This window comes from Salmonella sp. WC3 (assembly GCF_042932255.1).
GTDB classification, from domain to species: domain Bacteria; phylum Pseudomonadota; class Gammaproteobacteria; order Enterobacterales; family Enterobacteriaceae; genus Salmonella; species Salmonella enterica.
In genome coordinates, this window is the sequence record NZ_CP170629.1 from 3884262 (window position 1) to 3899690 (window position 15429).

Below are 15429 nucleotides of genomic sequence, written 5' to 3' on the forward strand. Positions count from 1 at the left end.
CATAGAACTTCACACGCTGTGACGAGAAATCGCGTAAAATCGCGACAGGACTAAAGAAAGGAGCAGACGTTGATACCTACTGAGCGTCGACAAATCATTCTTGATATGGTGGCGGAGAAAGGCATCGTCAGTATCGCTGAACTGACCGAGCGCATGCATGTATCCCACATGACTATCCGCCGTGATTTACAAAAACTGGAGCAGCAAGGCGCGGTAATCCAGGTCTCTGGCGGCGTGCAATCATCGACTCGCGTGGCGCACGAACCCTCGCATCAGATCAAAACCGAACTGGCGACGCCGCAGAAAGCGGCGATTGGCAAACTGGCCGCCAGCCTGGTACAGCCAGAAAGCTGTATCTACCTTGATGCAGGTACGACCACGCTGGCGATCGCCAGGCAGCTGGTTACGATGAATAAACTTACGGTGGTGACGAATGATTTCGTTATCGCCGATTACCTGATGGACAATAGCGATTGCACAATTATTCACACTGGCGGGGCGGTATGCCGGGAAAACCGGTCGTGCGTCGGTGAAGCCGCGGCGACGCTTTTGCGCGGGTTGATGATTGACCAGGCCTTTATTTCCGCCTCTTCCTGGAGCGTGCGCGGTATTTCAACGCCGGCAGAAGATAAAGTCACGGTGAAACGGGCCGTCGCCAGCGCCAGCCGCCAAAAAATTCTGGTGTGCGACGCGACCAAATACGGCCAGGTAGCTACATGGCTGGCGTTACCGCTGGCGGAATTCAACCAAATCGTCACCGATGACGGCCTGCCGGAAAGCGCAATTCGGGCGCTGGCCAAAGTGGATATCTCACTGCTGATGGCCAAACAATAGCGAAGCGGCGCAAGCCGCTTACGTCATCATCTTGCGAACCAGTTGCGTAAACTGTTCGCGTTCTTCAGCGCTCAGTCGCCCCAAAAACTCATCGTCAACGCGATCCCCCAGTGGTATCGCGGCGGCGAGCAACGTTTGGCCCTGAACGGTGAGATAGACAAAACGCCGACGTTTATCCAGCGGATCGTTTTCTCGCTTTACCAGCCCACGATTTTCCATCCGGCTTAACATCTCCGCCAGCGTCGCTTTAGTGCTGACCGCCGCTTCGGTCAGATCGACCTGTTCAATACCCGGATGTTCAGCAATAACGCGCATCACCGCATATTGAGGTTTGGTGAGCTCCGGTAGTTCATGCTGCCAGCGTGCGGTATGTTGCTGAAAAAGCTGGCGTAACAGATGAAACGCGGTGTTTCGTAACTCCATGAGCGCTCCGGATAAATTAACTTTTTCTATCATAACGACTTATGCACGGTTTTTTAATGACGAATGCTTTAGCTAAACGTGCGCAGGCGTCGGGAGCGATCTTGTCGCAAAGGCCGTATGGGCGTATTTTGATCAAAATGTTCGTATACGAACGATATTTGAGGTAAGAAATGAGATTGATTGTGGGGATGACCGGTGCGACCGGCGCGCCGCTTGGCGTCGAGCTACTCCAGGCATTGCGGGCGATACCTGATGTTGAAACGCATCTGGTAATGTCAAAGTGGGCGAAAACCACTATTGAACTGGAGACGCCCTACACGCCCGCTGAGGTAGCCGCCCTGGCAGATTATTGTCATAGCCCGGCCGATCAGGCGGCGACCATTTCCTCCGGCTCATTTCGTACCGACGGCATGATTATTATCCCCTGCAGTATGAAAACACTGGCGGGGGTTCGCGCCGGCTATGCCGAGGGGCTGGTGGGACGCGCTGCCGATGTCGTGTTGAAAGAGGGTCGCAAGCTGGTGCTTGTGCCGCGGGAAATGCCGCTCAGCACGATTCATCTGGAAAACATGCTAGCGCTTTCTCGTATGGGGGTGGCGATAGTGCCGCCCATGCCCGCGTTCTACAACCTGCCGCAAACCGTTGACGATATTATCCAGCACATCGTAGCGCGCGTTCTCGACCAGTTTGGTCTGGAGCATACGCGCACGCGCCGCTGGCAAGGACTGCGACAGACAGCAAATTTTTCACAGGAGAATGGATAATGGCATTTGATGATTTGCGCAGTTTTTTACATGCGCTGGATCAGCAGGGACAACTGCTGAAAATCAGCGAGGAAGTGAATGCGGAGCCGGATCTCGCCGCCGCTGCCAACGCAACGGGACGCATCGGCGATGGCGCGCCCGCGCTGTGGTTTGACAATATTCGTGGTTTTACCGACGCCCGCGTGGCGATGAATACCATCGGTTCCTGGCAGAACCATGCCATCTCACTGGGTTTGCCGCCTAACACGCCGGTTAAAAAACAGATCGATGAATTTATTCGCCGCTGGGACAATTTTCCGGTAGCGCCGGAACGACGGGCGAATCCGGGCTGGGCGGAAAATACCGTCGACGGCGACGCAATCAACCTGTTTGATATCCTGCCGCTGTTTCGTCTGAACGACGGCGACGGCGGATTCTATCTGGATAAAGCCTGTGTGGTATCACGCGATCCGCTCGATCCCGATAACTTCGGCAAGCAGAATGTCGGCATCTACCGCATGGAAGTTAAAGGCAAGCGTAAGCTGGGTCTGCAACCAGTACCGATTCATGATATCGCATTGCACCTGCACAAAGCTGAAGAGCGCGGGGAAGATCTGCCGATTGCGATCACGTTGGGTAACGATCCGATCATTACCCTGATGTGCGCAACGCCGCTGAAATACGATCAGTCAGAGTATGAAATGGCAGGCGCGCTGCGTGAAAGCCCCTATCTTATCGCCACCGCGCCGCTGACCGGTTTTGATGTGCCGTGGGGATCTGAAGTCATTCTTGAAGGGGTCATCGAAAGCCGTAAACGTGAAATTGAAGGACCGTTCGGCGAATTTACCGGCCACTATTCCGGCGGTCGCAACATGACCGTGGTGCGTATCGATAAGGTCTCTTACCGCAGCAAACCCATTTTTGAATCGCTCTATTTAGGTATGCCGTGGACGGAAATCGACTACCTGATGGGGCCGGCAACCTGCGTGCCACTGTATCAACAGCTGAAAGCCGAATTTCCGGAAGTGCAGGCGGTAAACGCCATGTACACCCACGGCCTGCTGGCCATCATCTCAACCAAAAAACGCTACGGCGGCTTTGCCCGTGCGGTGGGCCTGCGCGCGATGACGACGCCGCACGGTCTGGGATATGTGAAGATGGTGATCATGGTTGATGAAGATGTCGATCCATTCAATCTGCCACAGGTGATGTGGGCGTTGTCGTCGAAAGTGAATCCGGCAGGCGATCTGGTACAGCTACCGAATATGTCCGTCCTGGAACTGGATCCGGGCTCAAGCCCGGCGGGGATTACCGACAAGCTGATCATTGACGCCACCACGCCGGTTGCGCCAGATAACCGTGGTCACTATAGCCAGCCGGTTGTTGATTTACCGGAAACTAAAGCCTGGGCTGAAAAGCTGACCGCCATGCTGGCCAACCGTAAATAAGGAGTAACCGATGATTTGTCCACGCTGTGCCGATGCACATATTGAACTCATGGCGACTTCGCCGGTAAAAGGAGTCTGGACGGTATATCAGTGTCAGCATTGTCTGTATACCTGGCGCGATACCGAACCGTTACGCCGTACCAGCCGCGAACACTATCCACAAGCGTTTCGCATGACGCAAAAAGATATTGATGACGCGCCAATGGTGCCGAGTATCCCGCCGCTGCTGGCAGAAGACAAACGGTAAAAAAAGGCCAGTCGACAGACTGGCCTTTTTTTGACAAGGGTACTTACTCGCGGAACAGCGCTTCGATATTCAGCCCCTGCGTCTGCAGAATTTCGCGCAGACGGCGCAGGCCTTCAACCTGAATCTGACGAACACGTTCACGCGTAAGACCGATTTCACGGCCTACATCTTCCAGTGTCGCAGCTTCATATCCCAGCAGACCGAAACGGCGCGCCAGCACTTCACGCTGTTTGGCGTTCAGTTCGAACAACCATTTGACGATGCTCTGTTTCATATCGTCATCTTGCGTGGTGTCTTCCGGACCGTTCTCTTTTTCATCGGCCAGGATGTCCAGCAACGCTTTTTCGGAATCACCGCCCAGCGGGGTGTCTACCGAGGTAATGCGCTCGTTGAGACGAAGCATACGGCTGACGTCATCAACCGGTTTATCCAGTTGCTCTGCAATTTCTTCCGCACTCGGTTCGTGGTCCAGTTTATGCGACAACTCACGTGCGGTGCGCAGGTATACGTTCAGCTCTTTAACAATGTGAATCGGCAAGCGAATCGTACGGGTTTGGTTCATAATCGCCCGTTCGATTGTCTGGCGAATCCACCAGGTTGCGTATGTTGAGAAGCGGAACCCGCGTTCCGGGTCAAACTTCTCGACTGCACGGATAAGCCCCAGATTGCCCTCTTCAATCAGGTCCAGCAACGCCAGTCCACGATTGCCATAACGGCGGGCAATTTTTACCACCAGACGCAGGTTACTCTCAATCATGCGACGGCGAGAAGCGACATCTCCACGCAGTGCGCGACGCGCAAAATAGACTTCTTCTTCGGCTGTTAACAGTGGTGAATACCCAATCTCACCAAGGTAAAGCTGAGTCGCGTCCAACACACGCTGTGTGGCCCCTTGCGATAACAGCTCTTCTTCAGCCAGGTCGTTATCACTGGGTTCCTCTTCACTCAAGGCTTTTTCGTCAAAAGCCTCTACTCCGTTCTCATCAAATTCCGCGTCTTCATTTAAATCATGAACTTTCAGCGTATTCTGACTCATAAGGTGGCTCCTACCCGTGATCCCTTGACGGAACTAGCAAGTCAAAGCCTAGTTCCGCCGCTTTATCGCTGCGGTAAATAACGCAGCGGGTTTACGGATTTCCCCTTGTAACGAATTTCAAAATGCAAGCGTGTAGAGCTGGTGCCGGTGCTACCCATAGTAGCGATTTTTTGCCCCGCCTTAACTTCCTGTTGTTCCCGGACCAGCATCGTATCATTATGGGCGTAGGCACTCAGGTAATCATCGTTATGTTTGATGATAATAAGATTACCGTAACCACGCAGTGCGTTACCGGCATATACGACGCGCCCATCAGCGGTTGCGACGATAGCCTGTCCCTTACTGCCTGCAATGTCGATCCCTTTATTGCCCCCTTCGGAAGCGCCAAAGTTTTCGATCACTTTGCCATCCGTCGGCCAGCGCCATGCGGAAATCGGCGCGCTGGTTGACGTACTGCTTGCATTTGGTTCGGTCGTGCTTACCGTTGGTGCCGTTACAGGCGCTGTGACAACCGTCCCAGCAGGCTTGTTGTTTGGCAACATTTTGTTAGCACTTTGTTCACCTGAGCCCTCAGAATACGTAATTGTTGGTTGAGACGCAACTGCAACGGTGGAATTTTGTGCAGACCTGGTCACAACTCCTTGCTGTGCTGCATCCGCCTGGGTGATCGCATTTCCGCCAGTAATTGGCGTACCGGATGCGTTACCAACTTGCAAAGTTTGCCCCACATTCAGGCTATACGGGGCAGAAATACTGTTTCTCTGGGCCAGATCGCGGAAATCGTTCCCGGTAATCCAGGCGATGTAAAAAAGCGTATCACCCTTTTTCACGGTGTAAGTACTGCCACCCGTATAGCTACCTTTCGGAATATTCCCATACTGGCGATTGTATACAATTCGCCCATTTTCCATCTGCACGGGTTGTTCCGTGACCGGTTGAGTTTGCATGGGCTGCGTTACAGGACGCTGAACGGGTTGAATTTGCGGCGCTTGTTGCGGCGTCGCGCCCATTTTTGGTGGTGGTGTGATCAACATCCCGGAATTGGTATTTGATGACGACCCACTGTCCACAGACGTGACCGGCGCCGGAGGGTTTGACGAACTGGTACAACCTGCCAGCCATAGTGAAACCAGTGATAGTGCCGCAATGCGACTAACGGTGAATTTTGGGCTTCCCGCGCTCATTTATCCCCCAGGAAAAAATTTGGTTAACAACCAGTGACGTAAGAACCGTGCAACGCATTAAGTGAACACGGGAAAATGTGTTCACGATACGCTTAACCCACCGGGAATAACCAGGAAAACTCCAGGTATTCGTTTCGGCTTCATCAGGCGTAAGAGTGGGTGTTTGCAGAGCAAACTAGGCCAGCTCTCCCTTGACTAACGGGACGAAGCGAACGGCCTCCACGGTATCGATAATAAATTCGCCGCCCCGGCGACGCACGCGTTTCAAAAACTGCTGCTCATCGCCCACGGGCAGAACAAGAATGCCGCCTTCATCCAACTGTGCCATGAGCGCGGTAGGAATTTCCGGTGGCGCGGCCGTCACAATGATAGCGTCAAACGGCGCACGCGCCTGCCAGCCTTGCCAGCCATCGCCATGACGGGTAGAAACATTATGTAAATCGAGCTGCTTCAGGCGGCGACGCGCCTGCCATTGCAGCCCCTTAATCCGCTCAACGGAGCAAACGTGATGTACCAGATGCGCCAGAATCGCCGTCTGATAGCCGGAACCGGTGCCAATTTCCAGCACCCTGGATTGCGGCGTCAGTTCGAGCAGTTCCGTCATTCGCGCCACCATATAGGGCTGCGAAATCGTCTGACCCTGGCCTATCGGCAAAGCGATATTTTCCCAGGCCTTATGTTCAAACGCTTCATCAATAAATTTCTCGCGCGGCACTGCAGCAAGCGCATTAAGCACCTGCTCATCTCTGATGCCCTGCGCGCGCAATTGTTCAAGAAGAGCCTGTACACGTCCACTTACCATTGCGTGCCAACTCCCACGCTGTCTAACCAGTCTGAAACCACATCATGCGCGCTGTGCGCGGTTAAATCCACATGCAACGGCGTGACGGAGACGTAGCCTTCATCCACCGCCGCGAAATCGGTATCCGGCCCGGCATCGTATTTATCGCCCGGCGGGCCAATCCAGTACAATGTATTACCGCGCGGATCTTCCTGCGGGATTACTTTATCCGCTGGATGGCGGCTACCACAGCGAGTCACGCGGATGCCTTTAACCTGCGCTAACGGTAGATCCGGGACATTCACGTTGAGAATACGCCCGGTACGCAACGGCTCCCGGCTTAACCCTCGCAAAAGCGCGCAAGTCACGGCCGCAGCCGTATCATAATGTTGATAGCCGTTAAGGGAGACCGCTAATGCCGGAAAGCCGAGATGACGACCTTCCATCGCCGCGGCGACAGTACCGGAATAGATCACATCATCGCCCAGATTCGGACCCGCGTTAATACCGGAAACGACAATATCCGGACGCGGACGCATTAAGGCATTAACGCCCAGATAGACGCAATCGGTCGGCGTCCCCATCTGTACGGCGATATCGCCATTATCAAAGGTAAAAGTACGAAGCGAAGATTCCAGCGTGAGGGAATTAGACGCGCCGCTGCGGTTACGATCCGGGGCTACGACCTGTACATCAGCAAACTCACGCAGCGCTTTCGCCAGCGTTTGTATACCGGGCGCGTGAACCCCGTCATCGTTACTCAGCAATATGCGCATAATCACCCATTGTGTTGATCAGTTCCCTTACTACGCTGGTGGCAAAACTGCCTGCGGGCAGCCAGAAACGTAACTCGACGGTAACGTCATCCCACCAGTTCCAGCTTAATTGTTGCGGATAAAGCAGCATCGCTCTGCGCGACGCCTCTACTTTTTCGCGCAGCAACAGCGATTGCAACACCGTTTCCTGGGCAATGGCATCTTGCTCAAACGCCAGCGCCGCACGCTGTGTTCCCCACTCTCCGCTGCCCGGCAACGACGCTGTAATCATCAGCTCTTTTTCGTCTACCCGGCGCTGCAATTCAGGCAGTTCTTCAGATGTCGCGACGAACCAGCTTCCACGCCCCGCTAATTGTAGCGCATCGCCGTCAACAACTTGATTAAAGTCTGGTTTCTTCAGCCGCTGGTGAACAATTTGATTAAACAACGCGCTACGCGCCGCCGACAACCAAAAACTGCGTTTATTGCGATCGCGCACCGGCGCGTTACTTTGCGCCCAGCGCAGCGCGCCCTGCAAGTTGCTGCCGCCAATGCCGAATCGCTGTGCGCCGAAATAGTTCGGCACGCCGCCATCGCGAATCGCCTGCAATCGTGTTTCGACATCGCGGCGATCGCTTATTTCACGCAACACCAGAGTAAAGGCATTGCCTTTCAGCGCGCCTAAACGCAGCTTACGCTTGTGACGCGCGTATTCCAGCACTTTACAACCTTCCAGCTGAAAGGCGCTGAAATCGGGCATCTCTTTCCCCGGCACGCGCGCGCACAGCCACTGCTCGGTAACGGCGTGTTTATCTTTTTTCCCGGCAAAGCTCACTTCGCGAGCGTGAATTTTCAGGAATTTCGCCAGCGCGTCAGCGACAAAACGGGTATTGCAACCGTTTTTCAAAATACGCAGCAAAATGTGCTCGCCTTCACCATCCGGCGTAAAGCCTAAATCTTCAACCACCACAAAATCTTCCGGATTCGCTTTCAGCAATCCGCTACCTTGTGGTTTTCCGTGCAGCCAGATGAGATTGTCAAACTCTGTCATTTCGCCGCCTTCATCAGCAACGCGACCGCTTCGCAGGCAATGCCTTCTCCGCGTCCGGTAAATCCGAGCTTTTCCGTCGTCGTCGCCTTCACGTTAACCTCATCCATATGGCAGCCGAGATCTTCGGCGATAAAGACACGCATTTGCGGAATATGCGGCAGCATTTTCGGCGCCTGCGCAATAATGGTGACATCCACGTTTCCGAGGGTGTACCCCTTGGCCTGAATACGACGCCAGGCTTCACGCAGTAGTTCGCGGCTATCCGCTCCCTTAAATGCCGGATCGGTATCCGGGAAGAGCTTGCCGATATCGCCAAGCGCCGCCGCGCCCAGCAGCGCATCGGTCAGCGCATGTAACGCCACATCGCCATCGGAATGCGCCAATAGCCCTTTTTCATAAGGGATACGCACGCCGCCAATAATAATCGGCCCTTCTCCGCCAAACGCGTGTACGTCAAAACCGTGTCCAATTCGCATTATGCTTTCTCCTGGTGGATGGTTCGGGTCAGATAAAATTCCGCCAGCGCCAGATCTTCCGGGCGGGTGACCTTGATGTTATCCGCGCGACCTTCTACCAGCGCCGGATGAAAACCACAATACTCCAGCGCTGACGCCTCGTCGGTGATGGTCGCGCCTTCATTCAGCGCACGCGTCAGACAATCATGCAAGAGTTCGCGGGGGAAAAACTGCGGGGTGAGCGCGTGCCATAAATCGGCGCGCTCTACGGTATGGGCAATAGCGTTTTTCCCTGGTTCGCCGCGTTTCATGGTGTCGCGCACCGGACTGGCGAGGATACCGCCGACCCGGCTGTTTTCGCTGATAGCCAGCAACCGCGCAAGGTCATCCTGATGCAAACAGGGTCTTGCCGCGTCGTGCACCAGCACCCACTGCGCCTTTGCAACGGCCTGTAACCCGGCCAAAACGGAATCAGCGCGTTCGTTACCGCCATCCACAACGCTGATTTGCGGATGATTCGCCAGCGGAAGTTGGGCAAAGCGATGATCGCCAGGACTGATAGCAATAACAACGCGTGTCACCCGAGGATGCGCCAGCAGCGCATGAACTGAGTGCTCCAGAATGGTTTTATTACCGATTGAGAGATACTGCTTAGGACATTCTGTTTGCATTCGGCGGCCAAATCCGGCCGCCGGCACCACGGCGCAAACGTCCAATAAAGTGGCTGCCATGTTAAATCCCTGGATGGTTTATCGATGAGTTTGCCCCGCCGTTGCCGCGCGTTTTGAGGCGTCAGGCACCAGACGATAGAAGGTTTCGCCCGGTTTGGTCATGCTAAGTTCGTTGCGCGCGCGCTCCTCAATCGCTTCCTGGCCGCCATTGAGATCGTCAATTTCGGCAAAAAGCTGATCGTTACGCGCTTTAAGTTTGGCGTTTGTCGCCTGCTGCGCGACCACATCATCGTTGACGCGGCTATAGTCATGTATGCCGTTCTTACCGAACCACAGCGAGTACTGTAGCCAGACCAGTAAAGCCAGCAACAGCAGCGTTAGTTTACCCATCCTGCCCCCTGAAAAACGGCATCATCATCCCATAACGTCCTCTGTGACTCCACATTCAGGACGGGATTGCCGCGACAACGCCGGCAAATGTACCACATTTGCCGGATGTTACGTATACCCGAGTAAGGAGAACATAATCTCATTGTTGGTTACGGTTTGAATTATGACCGGAGGCGCAGTGATAACCCGTCTACCCTAATAGCCATATAAATAACGCGCCGAACAGCGCGCCTACGGCCAGTAGAGTAAACATGATGCTAAAAAGTATTTTGCCCTTTACCAGCAGATGCAACGCAATGCCGATAATTACCGATACCGGCATTAACGCGAGGAAAAAGGGCCAAGTATAGAGGAAAAAAAACAGCGTGTTAGGGCCATAAAGCAGAAAAGGGATCCCCAACGCCAGCAGCCATGACACAAAGCCGACCACCGCCCCCGGAAATGCACTGGTGGCGTCATCGTCGACCATGAAGGCGTCTGACCTTGTGAAAGTAATGTTATGGCTATTACGCATATTAAATCCTGTAACCTTGACCATACCGGGCATACAAGCCCGGTGGTGTCTCAGGATCTGATAATATCGCGCCGTCTCAGCAGGTCTAATAATTGGGAAACCAAATTTGTTACTAATTGTTCACCATTAAGATGAACCTGTGGCGAGTCAGGCGCTTCGTAAATGGCGTCGATGCCGGTAAAGTTACGCAACTCGCCCGCACGCGCTTTTTTATACAACCCTTTAGGATCGCGCTGTTCACAGATAGCCAGCGGCGTATTGACATAAATCTCGATAAAACGATCGTGGCCGACGCGCTCTTTTACCAGTTGCCGCTCGGCGCGGTGCGGAGAAATAAATGCCGTCAAAACAATCAGGCCGGCGTCCGCCATCAGGCTGGCCACTTCGCCTACCCGCCGGATATTCTCCTGGCGATCGGCATCGCTAAAGCCTAAATCACGGCACAAACCGTGGCGCACATTATCGCCATCCAACAGGTAGGTACTGACGCCACGCTGATGTAACGCCTCTTCCAGCGCGCCGGCCACCGTTGATTTTCCCGAACCGGAGAGTCCGGTAAACCACAGCACCACGCCACGGTGGCCGTGGAGCTGTTCACGGGCGGCGACAGTAACGGGATGAGAGTGCCAGACCACGTTCTCATCATGCAGCGCCATGTTTATCTCCCAGCAAATCTCGGGCGTCCCAGTGCGGAAAATGACGGCGTACCAGCGCATTCAGCTCCAGCTCAAACGCACTGTATTCCAAGGGCGGCGTCGCTCCGCGTTCATCCAGTTCCCGCACCATGCCAGCGCCCACGGTAACGTTAGAAAGTCGGTCGATAAAAATCAGCCCGCCCGTCACCGGATTTTGCTGATAAATATCCAGCGCGAGCGGCTCATCGAATGTCATCTCCACCAGACCAATACCGTTTAACGGCAGACTTTCGACGTCTCGTTGGGTCAGATTGTTGATATCAATCTGATAGCGAATAGCCTCGATACGCGCGCGGGTTTTCTTACCCGCAAGTTTAACATCGTAGCTTTGGCCCGGCGCCAGCGGCTGTTCCGCCATCCATACCACGTCGATCGCAGCGTGCCGCGCAGGTGCCAGCGTCTCGTTTGCCGCCAGCAGCAGATCGCCGCGGCTAATATCAATGTCGTCGTTGAGTACCAGGGTAATGGCTTCGCCCGCACAGGCTTCTTCTTTATCGCCATCAAAAGTGACGATACGCGCCACGCTGGATTCCACGCCAGACGGCAGCACTTTAATGCGCTCTCCGACTTTGACGCTACCAGACGCCAGAGTGCCGGCATACCCCCGAAAATCAAGATTCGGGCGATTGACGTATTGTACCGGAAAGCGCATCGGCTGACGGTCTACCGCACGCTGTATGTCTACCGTTTCCAGGACTTCCAGCAGCGTCGGACCGCTGTACCAGCGCATATTGGCGCTCTGCGCGGCGACATTATCCCCTTCCAGCGCCGAAAGCGGGACAAAGCGAATATCCAGATCGCCCGGCAACTGTTCAGCAAAGGTCAGGTAATCTTCACGAATACGGGCGAAGGTCTCTTCGCGGTAGTCAACGAGATCCATTTTGTTGATTGCCACCACCAGGTGTTTGATCCCCAACAGAGTGGAGATAAAGCTATGGCGACGCGTCTGATCCAGCACGCCTTTACGCGCGTCGATCAGTAGGATCGCCAGATCGCAGGTGGACGCTCCGGTCGCCATATTCCGGGTATATTGTTCATGGCCCGGCGTGTCGGCGATAATAAATTTTCGTTTTTCCGTGGAGAAATAGCGGTACGCGACGTCAATAGTAATGCCCTGCTCACGCTCGGCCTGCAGCCCATCTACCAGCAGCGCCAGATCGAGTTTTTCTCCCTGCGTGCCATGACGTTTACTGTCATTATGCAGGGAAGAGAGCTGATCTTCATAAATTTGCAGGGTATCGTGCAGCAAACGACCTATCAGCGTACTTTTACCGTCATCAACGCTGCCACAGGTTAAAAAACGCAGCAGGCTTTTGTGCTGTTGGGCAATCATCCAGGCTTCGACGCCGCCTTCATTGGCGATTTGTTGTGCAAGTATGGTGTTCATGGCGGCTCCTTAGAAATACCCCTGACGTTTTTTAAGCTCCATCGACCCCGCCTGATCGCGGTCAATCATCCTCCCCTGGCGCTCGCTGGTGGTAGAAACCAGCATCTCTCCGATAATTTCCGGCAGCGTTTGCGCGTGGGATTCCACCGCCCCGGTGAGCGGCCAACAGCCAAGTGTACGGAAGCGCACCATCCTTTTTTTGATGACTTCGCCAGGCTGGAGATCGATACGATCGTCATCCACCATCATCAACATGCCGTCACGTTCCAGAACCGGGCGTTCAGCAGCCAAATACAGCGGCACGATGTCGATGTTTTCCAGCCAGATGTATTGCCAGATATCCTGCTCTGTCCAGTTGGAGAGCGGGAAGACGCGTATACTTTCGCCTTTATTAATCTGACCATTATAGTTACGCCACAACTCTGGACGCTGATTTTTCGGGTCCCAGCGATGGAAACGGTCACGAAAGGAGTAAATACGTTCTTTCGCACGGGATTTTTCCTCATCGCGCCGTGCGCCGCCGAACGCGGCATCAAAACCGTACTTATTCAGCGCCTGCTTTAACCCTTCGGTTTTCATAATGTCGGTGTGTTTAGCGCTACCGTGAACGAACGGATTGATGCCCATCGCCACGCCTTCCGGATTTTTATGTACCAGCAATTCGCAGCCGTATGCGTTGGCGGTACGATCGCGAAAGGCGTACATCTCACGGAATTTCCAACCGGTATCAACGTGCAATAGCGGGAACGGTAACGTACCCGGATAAAACGCCTTACGCGCCAGATGCAGCATGACGCTGGAGTCTTTACCAATGGAGTACAGCATGACCGGATTAGCGAATTCCGCTGCCACTTCACGGATAATGTGGATACTTTCCGCCTCCAGTTGCCGCAGGTGGGTGAGTCGTTTTTGATCCATAACCGTTCCTTTGCAATACCGTTTTTTGCTAAACATTTCGATTACACGACTATAGGGAGCGCAGGAGAGTGAATGAAATGACGAATTGGAATGAGTAGTTCCTCAAAGGAATAACGCGGCCCAAAAACCAATATCAAAAAATGCTTAACGTACCGGATTGCCAGCATTTAGGAGCAAATGAAATTGTATTAACACGATCGCGGTTTCATACTAGCCACGTAAAATTTTGTTCTGTATTTAAGGACTCATTATGTTTTCCGCAACGCGCCGCTTTGCCGTCATTCTGGCGCTCGGCGTAGGCTTTATCCTTCCTGCACAAGCAGCATCACCAGGGCCTGGTGAAATAGCGAATACTCAGGCACGACATATCGCCACCTTTTTTCCCGGGAGAATGACTGGCTCCCCCGCCGAGATGTTGTCTGCCGATTATTTACGCCAACAATTTACCCAGATGGGATATCAAAGCGATATTCGAACGTTTAATAGCCGATTTATTTATACCACGAAGGATAATCGCAAAAACTGGCATAACGTGACGGGCAGTACGGTCATCGCCGCCCATGAAGGGCGCGTGCCGCAACAGATCATCATTATGGCGCATCTGGATACGTACGCTCCGCAGAGCGACGCTGATGTCGATGCCAATCTGGGCGGTTTAACGTTACAGGGAATGGATGATAATGCCGCGGGATTAGGCGTTATGCTGGAACTGGCGGCGCGTCTGAAAGATATACCGACCCATTACGGGATTCGTTTTATCGCCACCAGCGGGGAAGAAGAGGGAAAGCTAGGCGCGGAAAATTTACTCAAACGAATGAGTGACGCTGAGAAGAAAAATACGCTGCTGGTGATTAATCTCGATAACCTGATTGTTGGCGACAAGCTCTATTTTAATAGCGGGAAAAATACGCCGGAAGCGGTGCGTACACTGACCCGCGATCGGGCATTAGCGATTGCGCGCCGTTATGGTATCGCCGCCAACACCAATCCGGGACGCAATCCATCCTACCCCAAAGGAACGGGTTGCTGTAATGATGCGGAGGTTTTCGATAAAGCGGGAATATCGGTGCTTTCTGTTGAGGCGACGAACTGGAATCTGGGTAAAAAAGACGGATACCAGCAACGCGTGACAAATGCCTCCTTCCCGAACGGCAATAGCTGGCACGACGTACGGCTTGATAATCAACAGCATATTGACAAGGCGCTGCCAGGGCGAATTGAGCGCCGTAGCCGCGATGTAGTACGGATAATGCTGCCGTTGGTAAAAGAGCTGGCGAAGGCGGAAAAAACGTCCTGATATGCTGGTGAAACGTGTTTATCCCCGCTGACGCGGGGAACATTTTTCAGCCCTTGTCGACTGCGGAACGCCCCTCGGTTTATCCCCGCTAGCGCGGGGAACACCGCCGCCAGTTCGTCGCCAATTGCCAGCCAGACGGTTTATCCCCGCTGGCGCGGGGAACACCCCGCTATAGCGATTATCTGGCTCTCGTTTCTCGGTTTATCCCTGCTGGCGCGGGGAACACCCCGCTATAGCGATTATCTGGCTCTCGTTTCTCGGTTTATCCCTGCTGGCGCGGGGAACACCACAAAAAATAGCGTCGGCAACTGCGTGCCGTCGGTTTATCCCCGCTGGCGCGGGGAACACGGCTTCGTTACTTTTGCCAGCGCAGAACATGGCGGTTTATCCCCGCTGGCGCGGGGAACACTTAAATTCTATATAACCCAGGGCTTTGAACACCGGTTTATCCCCGCTGGCGCGGGGAACACATGGTCTTACGTATTTTATTGGAGCTGGGATCCGGTTTATCCCCGCTGGCGCGGGGAACACCGATTTTGGGGGCAAATTTGGGGGCAAAAATGCGGTTTATCCCCGCTGGCGCGGGGAACACACTAAAAC

Annotated in this window: 19 protein-coding genes and 1 CRISPR repeat array; of the genes, 6 read left to right on the forward strand and 13 right to left on the reverse strand. The window is 53.9% G+C overall.

Going from position 1 to position 15429, the window contains the following annotated elements; all coding sequences use genetic code 11:
* The first annotated feature begins 69 nt into the window (after positions 1-69).
* Positions 70-834: a DNA-binding transcriptional repressor YgbI gene (ygbI, locus tag ACFK9X_RS19025; protein WP_000613179.1), complete on the forward strand. Its 765-nt coding sequence runs from the start codon at positions 70-72 to the stop codon at positions 832-834.
* A gap of 18 nt (positions 835-852) precedes the next feature.
* Here the strand turns inward: ygbI and ACFK9X_RS19030 are convergent, their stop codons facing one another.
* A complete protein-coding gene (locus ACFK9X_RS19030) occupies positions 853-1257 on the reverse strand; it encodes a MarR family winged helix-turn-helix transcriptional regulator (protein ID WP_000423338.1) in 405 nt (134 codons plus the stop codon).
* 170 nt (positions 1258-1427) lie between these two features.
* Here ACFK9X_RS19030 and ACFK9X_RS19035 point away from each other — a divergent pair, with 170 nt between their 5' ends.
* The 3 genes from ACFK9X_RS19035 to ACFK9X_RS19045 are packed head-to-tail and all read left to right on the forward strand — an operon-like array spanning position 1428 to position 3695.
* On the forward strand, positions 1428-2021 hold the full coding sequence (locus ACFK9X_RS19035) for a non-oxidative hydroxyarylic acid decarboxylases subunit B (RefSeq protein ID WP_001237182.1): 594 nt from the start codon (positions 1428-1430) through the stop codon (positions 2019-2021).
* Positions 2021-3448: a non-oxidative hydroxyarylic acid decarboxylases subunit C gene (locus ACFK9X_RS19040; protein ID WP_151117355.1), complete on the forward strand. Its 1428-nt coding sequence runs from the start codon at positions 2021-2023 to the stop codon at positions 3446-3448. The genes ACFK9X_RS19035 and ACFK9X_RS19040 overlap by 1 nt, the downstream gene beginning before the upstream one ends.
* Before the next feature lie 10 nt (positions 3449-3458).
* Positions 3459-3695 (forward strand): non-oxidative hydroxyarylic acid decarboxylases subunit D, encoded by a 237-nt coding sequence (locus tag ACFK9X_RS19045; RefSeq protein WP_000562964.1) that lies wholly within the window; start codon positions 3459-3461, stop codon positions 3693-3695.
* Positions 3696-3738: 43 nt separating this feature from the next.
* Here ACFK9X_RS19045 and rpoS read toward each other — a convergent pair whose 3' ends face one another.
* Positions 3739-4731: an RNA polymerase sigma factor RpoS gene (rpoS, locus tag ACFK9X_RS19050; protein ID WP_000081498.1), complete on the reverse strand. Its 993-nt coding sequence runs from the start codon at positions 4729-4731 to the stop codon at positions 3739-3741.
* 62 nt (positions 4732-4793) lie between these two features.
* On the reverse strand, positions 4794-5864 hold the full coding sequence (gene nlpD / locus ACFK9X_RS19055; protein ID WP_223151137.1) for a murein hydrolase activator NlpD: 1071 nt from the start codon (positions 5862-5864) through the stop codon (positions 4794-4796).
* Here nlpD and ACFK9X_RS19060 point away from each other — a divergent pair.
* Positions 5794-5952, forward strand: a complete 159-nt coding sequence (locus ACFK9X_RS19060; protein WP_223148970.1) for a peptidase — start codon at positions 5794-5796, stop codon at positions 5950-5952. The genes nlpD and ACFK9X_RS19060 overlap by 71 nt on opposite strands.
* A 138-nt stretch (positions 5953-6090) precedes the next feature.
* On the opposite strand, the gene ACFK9X_RS19065 is transcribed toward ACFK9X_RS19060, so the two are convergent.
* The 10 genes from ACFK9X_RS19065 to cysD form a co-directional block, all read right to left on the reverse strand.
* Complete coding sequence (locus ACFK9X_RS19065) at positions 6091-6717, reverse strand: protein-L-isoaspartate(D-aspartate) O-methyltransferase (protein ID WP_000253545.1); 627 nt, start codon at positions 6715-6717, stop codon at positions 6091-6093.
* Positions 6711-7472: a 5'/3'-nucleotidase SurE gene (gene surE / locus ACFK9X_RS19070; protein WP_001221538.1), complete on the reverse strand. Its 762-nt coding sequence runs from the start codon at positions 7470-7472 to the stop codon at positions 6711-6713. The genes ACFK9X_RS19065 and surE overlap by 7 nt, the downstream gene beginning before the upstream one ends.
* Positions 7453-8502: a tRNA pseudouridine(13) synthase TruD gene (gene truD, locus ACFK9X_RS19075; RefSeq protein ID WP_151117357.1), complete on the reverse strand. Its 1050-nt coding sequence runs from the start codon at positions 8500-8502 to the stop codon at positions 7453-7455. Before truD ends, surE begins: the two co-directional genes overlap by 20 nt.
* The gene (ispF, locus tag ACFK9X_RS19080) at positions 8499-8978 is read right to left on the reverse strand and encodes a 2-C-methyl-D-erythritol 2,4-cyclodiphosphate synthase (RefSeq protein ID WP_001219245.1); all 480 of its coding nucleotides are present in this window, start codon (positions 8976-8978) and stop codon (positions 8499-8501) included. Before ispF ends, truD begins: the two co-directional genes overlap by 4 nt.
* The gene (gene ispD, locus ACFK9X_RS19085; protein WP_001582170.1) at positions 8978-9688 is read right to left on the reverse strand and encodes a 2-C-methyl-D-erythritol 4-phosphate cytidylyltransferase; all 711 of its coding nucleotides are present in this window, start codon (positions 9686-9688) and stop codon (positions 8978-8980) included. Before ispD ends, ispF begins: the two co-directional genes overlap by 1 nt.
* Positions 9689-9706: 18 nt before the next feature.
* Entirely contained in the window at positions 9707-10018 is a 312-nt protein-coding gene (ftsB, locus tag ACFK9X_RS19090; protein ID WP_000517480.1) for a cell division protein FtsB, read from the reverse strand.
* A gap of 190 nt (positions 10019-10208) precedes the next feature.
* A complete protein-coding gene (locus tag ACFK9X_RS19095) occupies positions 10209-10532 on the reverse strand; it encodes a DUF3561 family protein (protein ID WP_001537530.1) in 324 nt (107 codons plus the stop codon).
* Positions 10533-10582: 50 nt separating this feature from the next.
* Entirely contained in the window at positions 10583-11188 is a 606-nt protein-coding gene (cysC, locus tag ACFK9X_RS19100) for an adenylyl-sulfate kinase (protein WP_001173663.1), read from the reverse strand.
* Positions 11175-12614 carry a sulfate adenylyltransferase subunit CysN gene (cysN, locus tag ACFK9X_RS19105; protein WP_151117359.1) on the reverse strand — a complete coding sequence of 480 codons (1440 nt, stop codon included), beginning with the start codon at positions 12612-12614 and terminating at the stop codon, positions 11175-11177. The genes cysC and cysN overlap by 14 nt, the downstream gene beginning before the upstream one ends.
* A gap of 9 nt (positions 12615-12623) precedes the next feature.
* Positions 12624-13532, reverse strand: a complete 909-nt coding sequence (gene cysD, locus ACFK9X_RS19110; protein ID WP_151117361.1) for a sulfate adenylyltransferase subunit CysD — start codon at positions 13530-13532, stop codon at positions 12624-12626.
* 250 nt (positions 13533-13782) lie between these two features.
* On the opposite strand from cysD, the gene ACFK9X_RS19115 reads away from it, so the two are divergent.
* On the forward strand, positions 13783-14829 hold the full coding sequence (locus ACFK9X_RS19115) for an aminopeptidase (RefSeq protein WP_151117364.1): 1047 nt from the start codon (positions 13783-13785) through the stop codon (positions 14827-14829).
* 14 nt (positions 14830-14843) lie between these two features.
* Positions 14844-15421: direct repeats of the CRISPR family, unit length 29 nt; unit sequence CGGTTTATCCCCGCTGGCGCGGGGAACAC.
* The last annotated feature ends 8 nt before the right edge of the window (positions 15422-15429 follow it).

Bases quoted from the DNA above. Each gene is read 5' to 3' on its own strand.
- ACFK9X_RS19030 (WP_000423338.1), bottom strand. From the start codon at position 1,257: ATGGAGTTACGAAACACCGCGTTTCATCTGTTACGCCAGCTTTTTCAG.
- ACFK9X_RS19035 (WP_001237182.1), top strand. From the start codon at position 1,428: ATGAGATTGATTGTGGGGATGACCGGTGCGACCGGCGCGCCGCTTGGC.
- ACFK9X_RS19040 (WP_151117355.1), top strand. From the start codon at position 2,021: ATGGCATTTGATGATTTGCGCAGTTTTTTACATGCGCTGGATCAGCAG.
- ACFK9X_RS19045 (WP_000562964.1), top strand. From the start codon at position 3,459: ATGATTTGTCCACGCTGTGCCGATGCACATATTGAACTCATGGCGACT.
- rpoS (WP_000081498.1), bottom strand. From the start codon at position 4,731: ATGAGTCAGAATACGCTGAAAGTTCATGATTTAAATGAAGACGCGGAA.
- ACFK9X_RS19065 (WP_000253545.1), bottom strand. From the start codon at position 6,717: ATGGTAAGTGGACGTGTACAGGCTCTTCTTGAACAATTGCGCGCGCAG.
- surE (WP_001221538.1), bottom strand. From the start codon at position 7,472: ATGCGCATATTGCTGAGTAACGATGACGGGGTTCACGCGCCCGGTATA.
- truD (WP_151117357.1), bottom strand. From the start codon at position 8,502: ATGACAGAGTTTGACAATCTCATCTGGCTGCACGGAAAACCACAAGGT.
- ispF (WP_001219245.1), bottom strand. From the start codon at position 8,978: ATGCGAATTGGACACGGTTTTGACGTACACGCGTTTGGCGGAGAAGGG.
- ispD (WP_001582170.1), bottom strand. From the start codon at position 9,688: ATGGCAGCCACTTTATTGGACGTTTGCGCCGTGGTGCCGGCGGCCGGA.
- ftsB (WP_000517480.1), bottom strand. From the start codon at position 10,018: ATGGGTAAACTAACGCTGCTGTTGCTGGCTTTACTGGTCTGGCTACAG.
- ACFK9X_RS19095 (WP_001537530.1), bottom strand. From the start codon at position 10,532: ATGCGTAATAGCCATAACATTACTTTCACAAGGTCAGACGCCTTCATG.
- cysC (WP_001173663.1), bottom strand. From the start codon at position 11,188: ATGGCGCTGCATGATGAGAACGTGGTCTGGCACTCTCATCCCGTTACT.
- cysN (WP_151117359.1), bottom strand. From the start codon at position 12,614: ATGAACACCATACTTGCACAACAAATCGCCAATGAAGGCGGCGTCGAA.
- cysD (WP_151117361.1), bottom strand. From the start codon at position 13,532: ATGGATCAAAAACGACTCACCCACCTGCGGCAACTGGAGGCGGAAAGT.
- ACFK9X_RS19115 (WP_151117364.1), top strand. From the start codon at position 13,783: ATGTTTTCCGCAACGCGCCGCTTTGCCGTCATTCTGGCGCTCGGCGTA.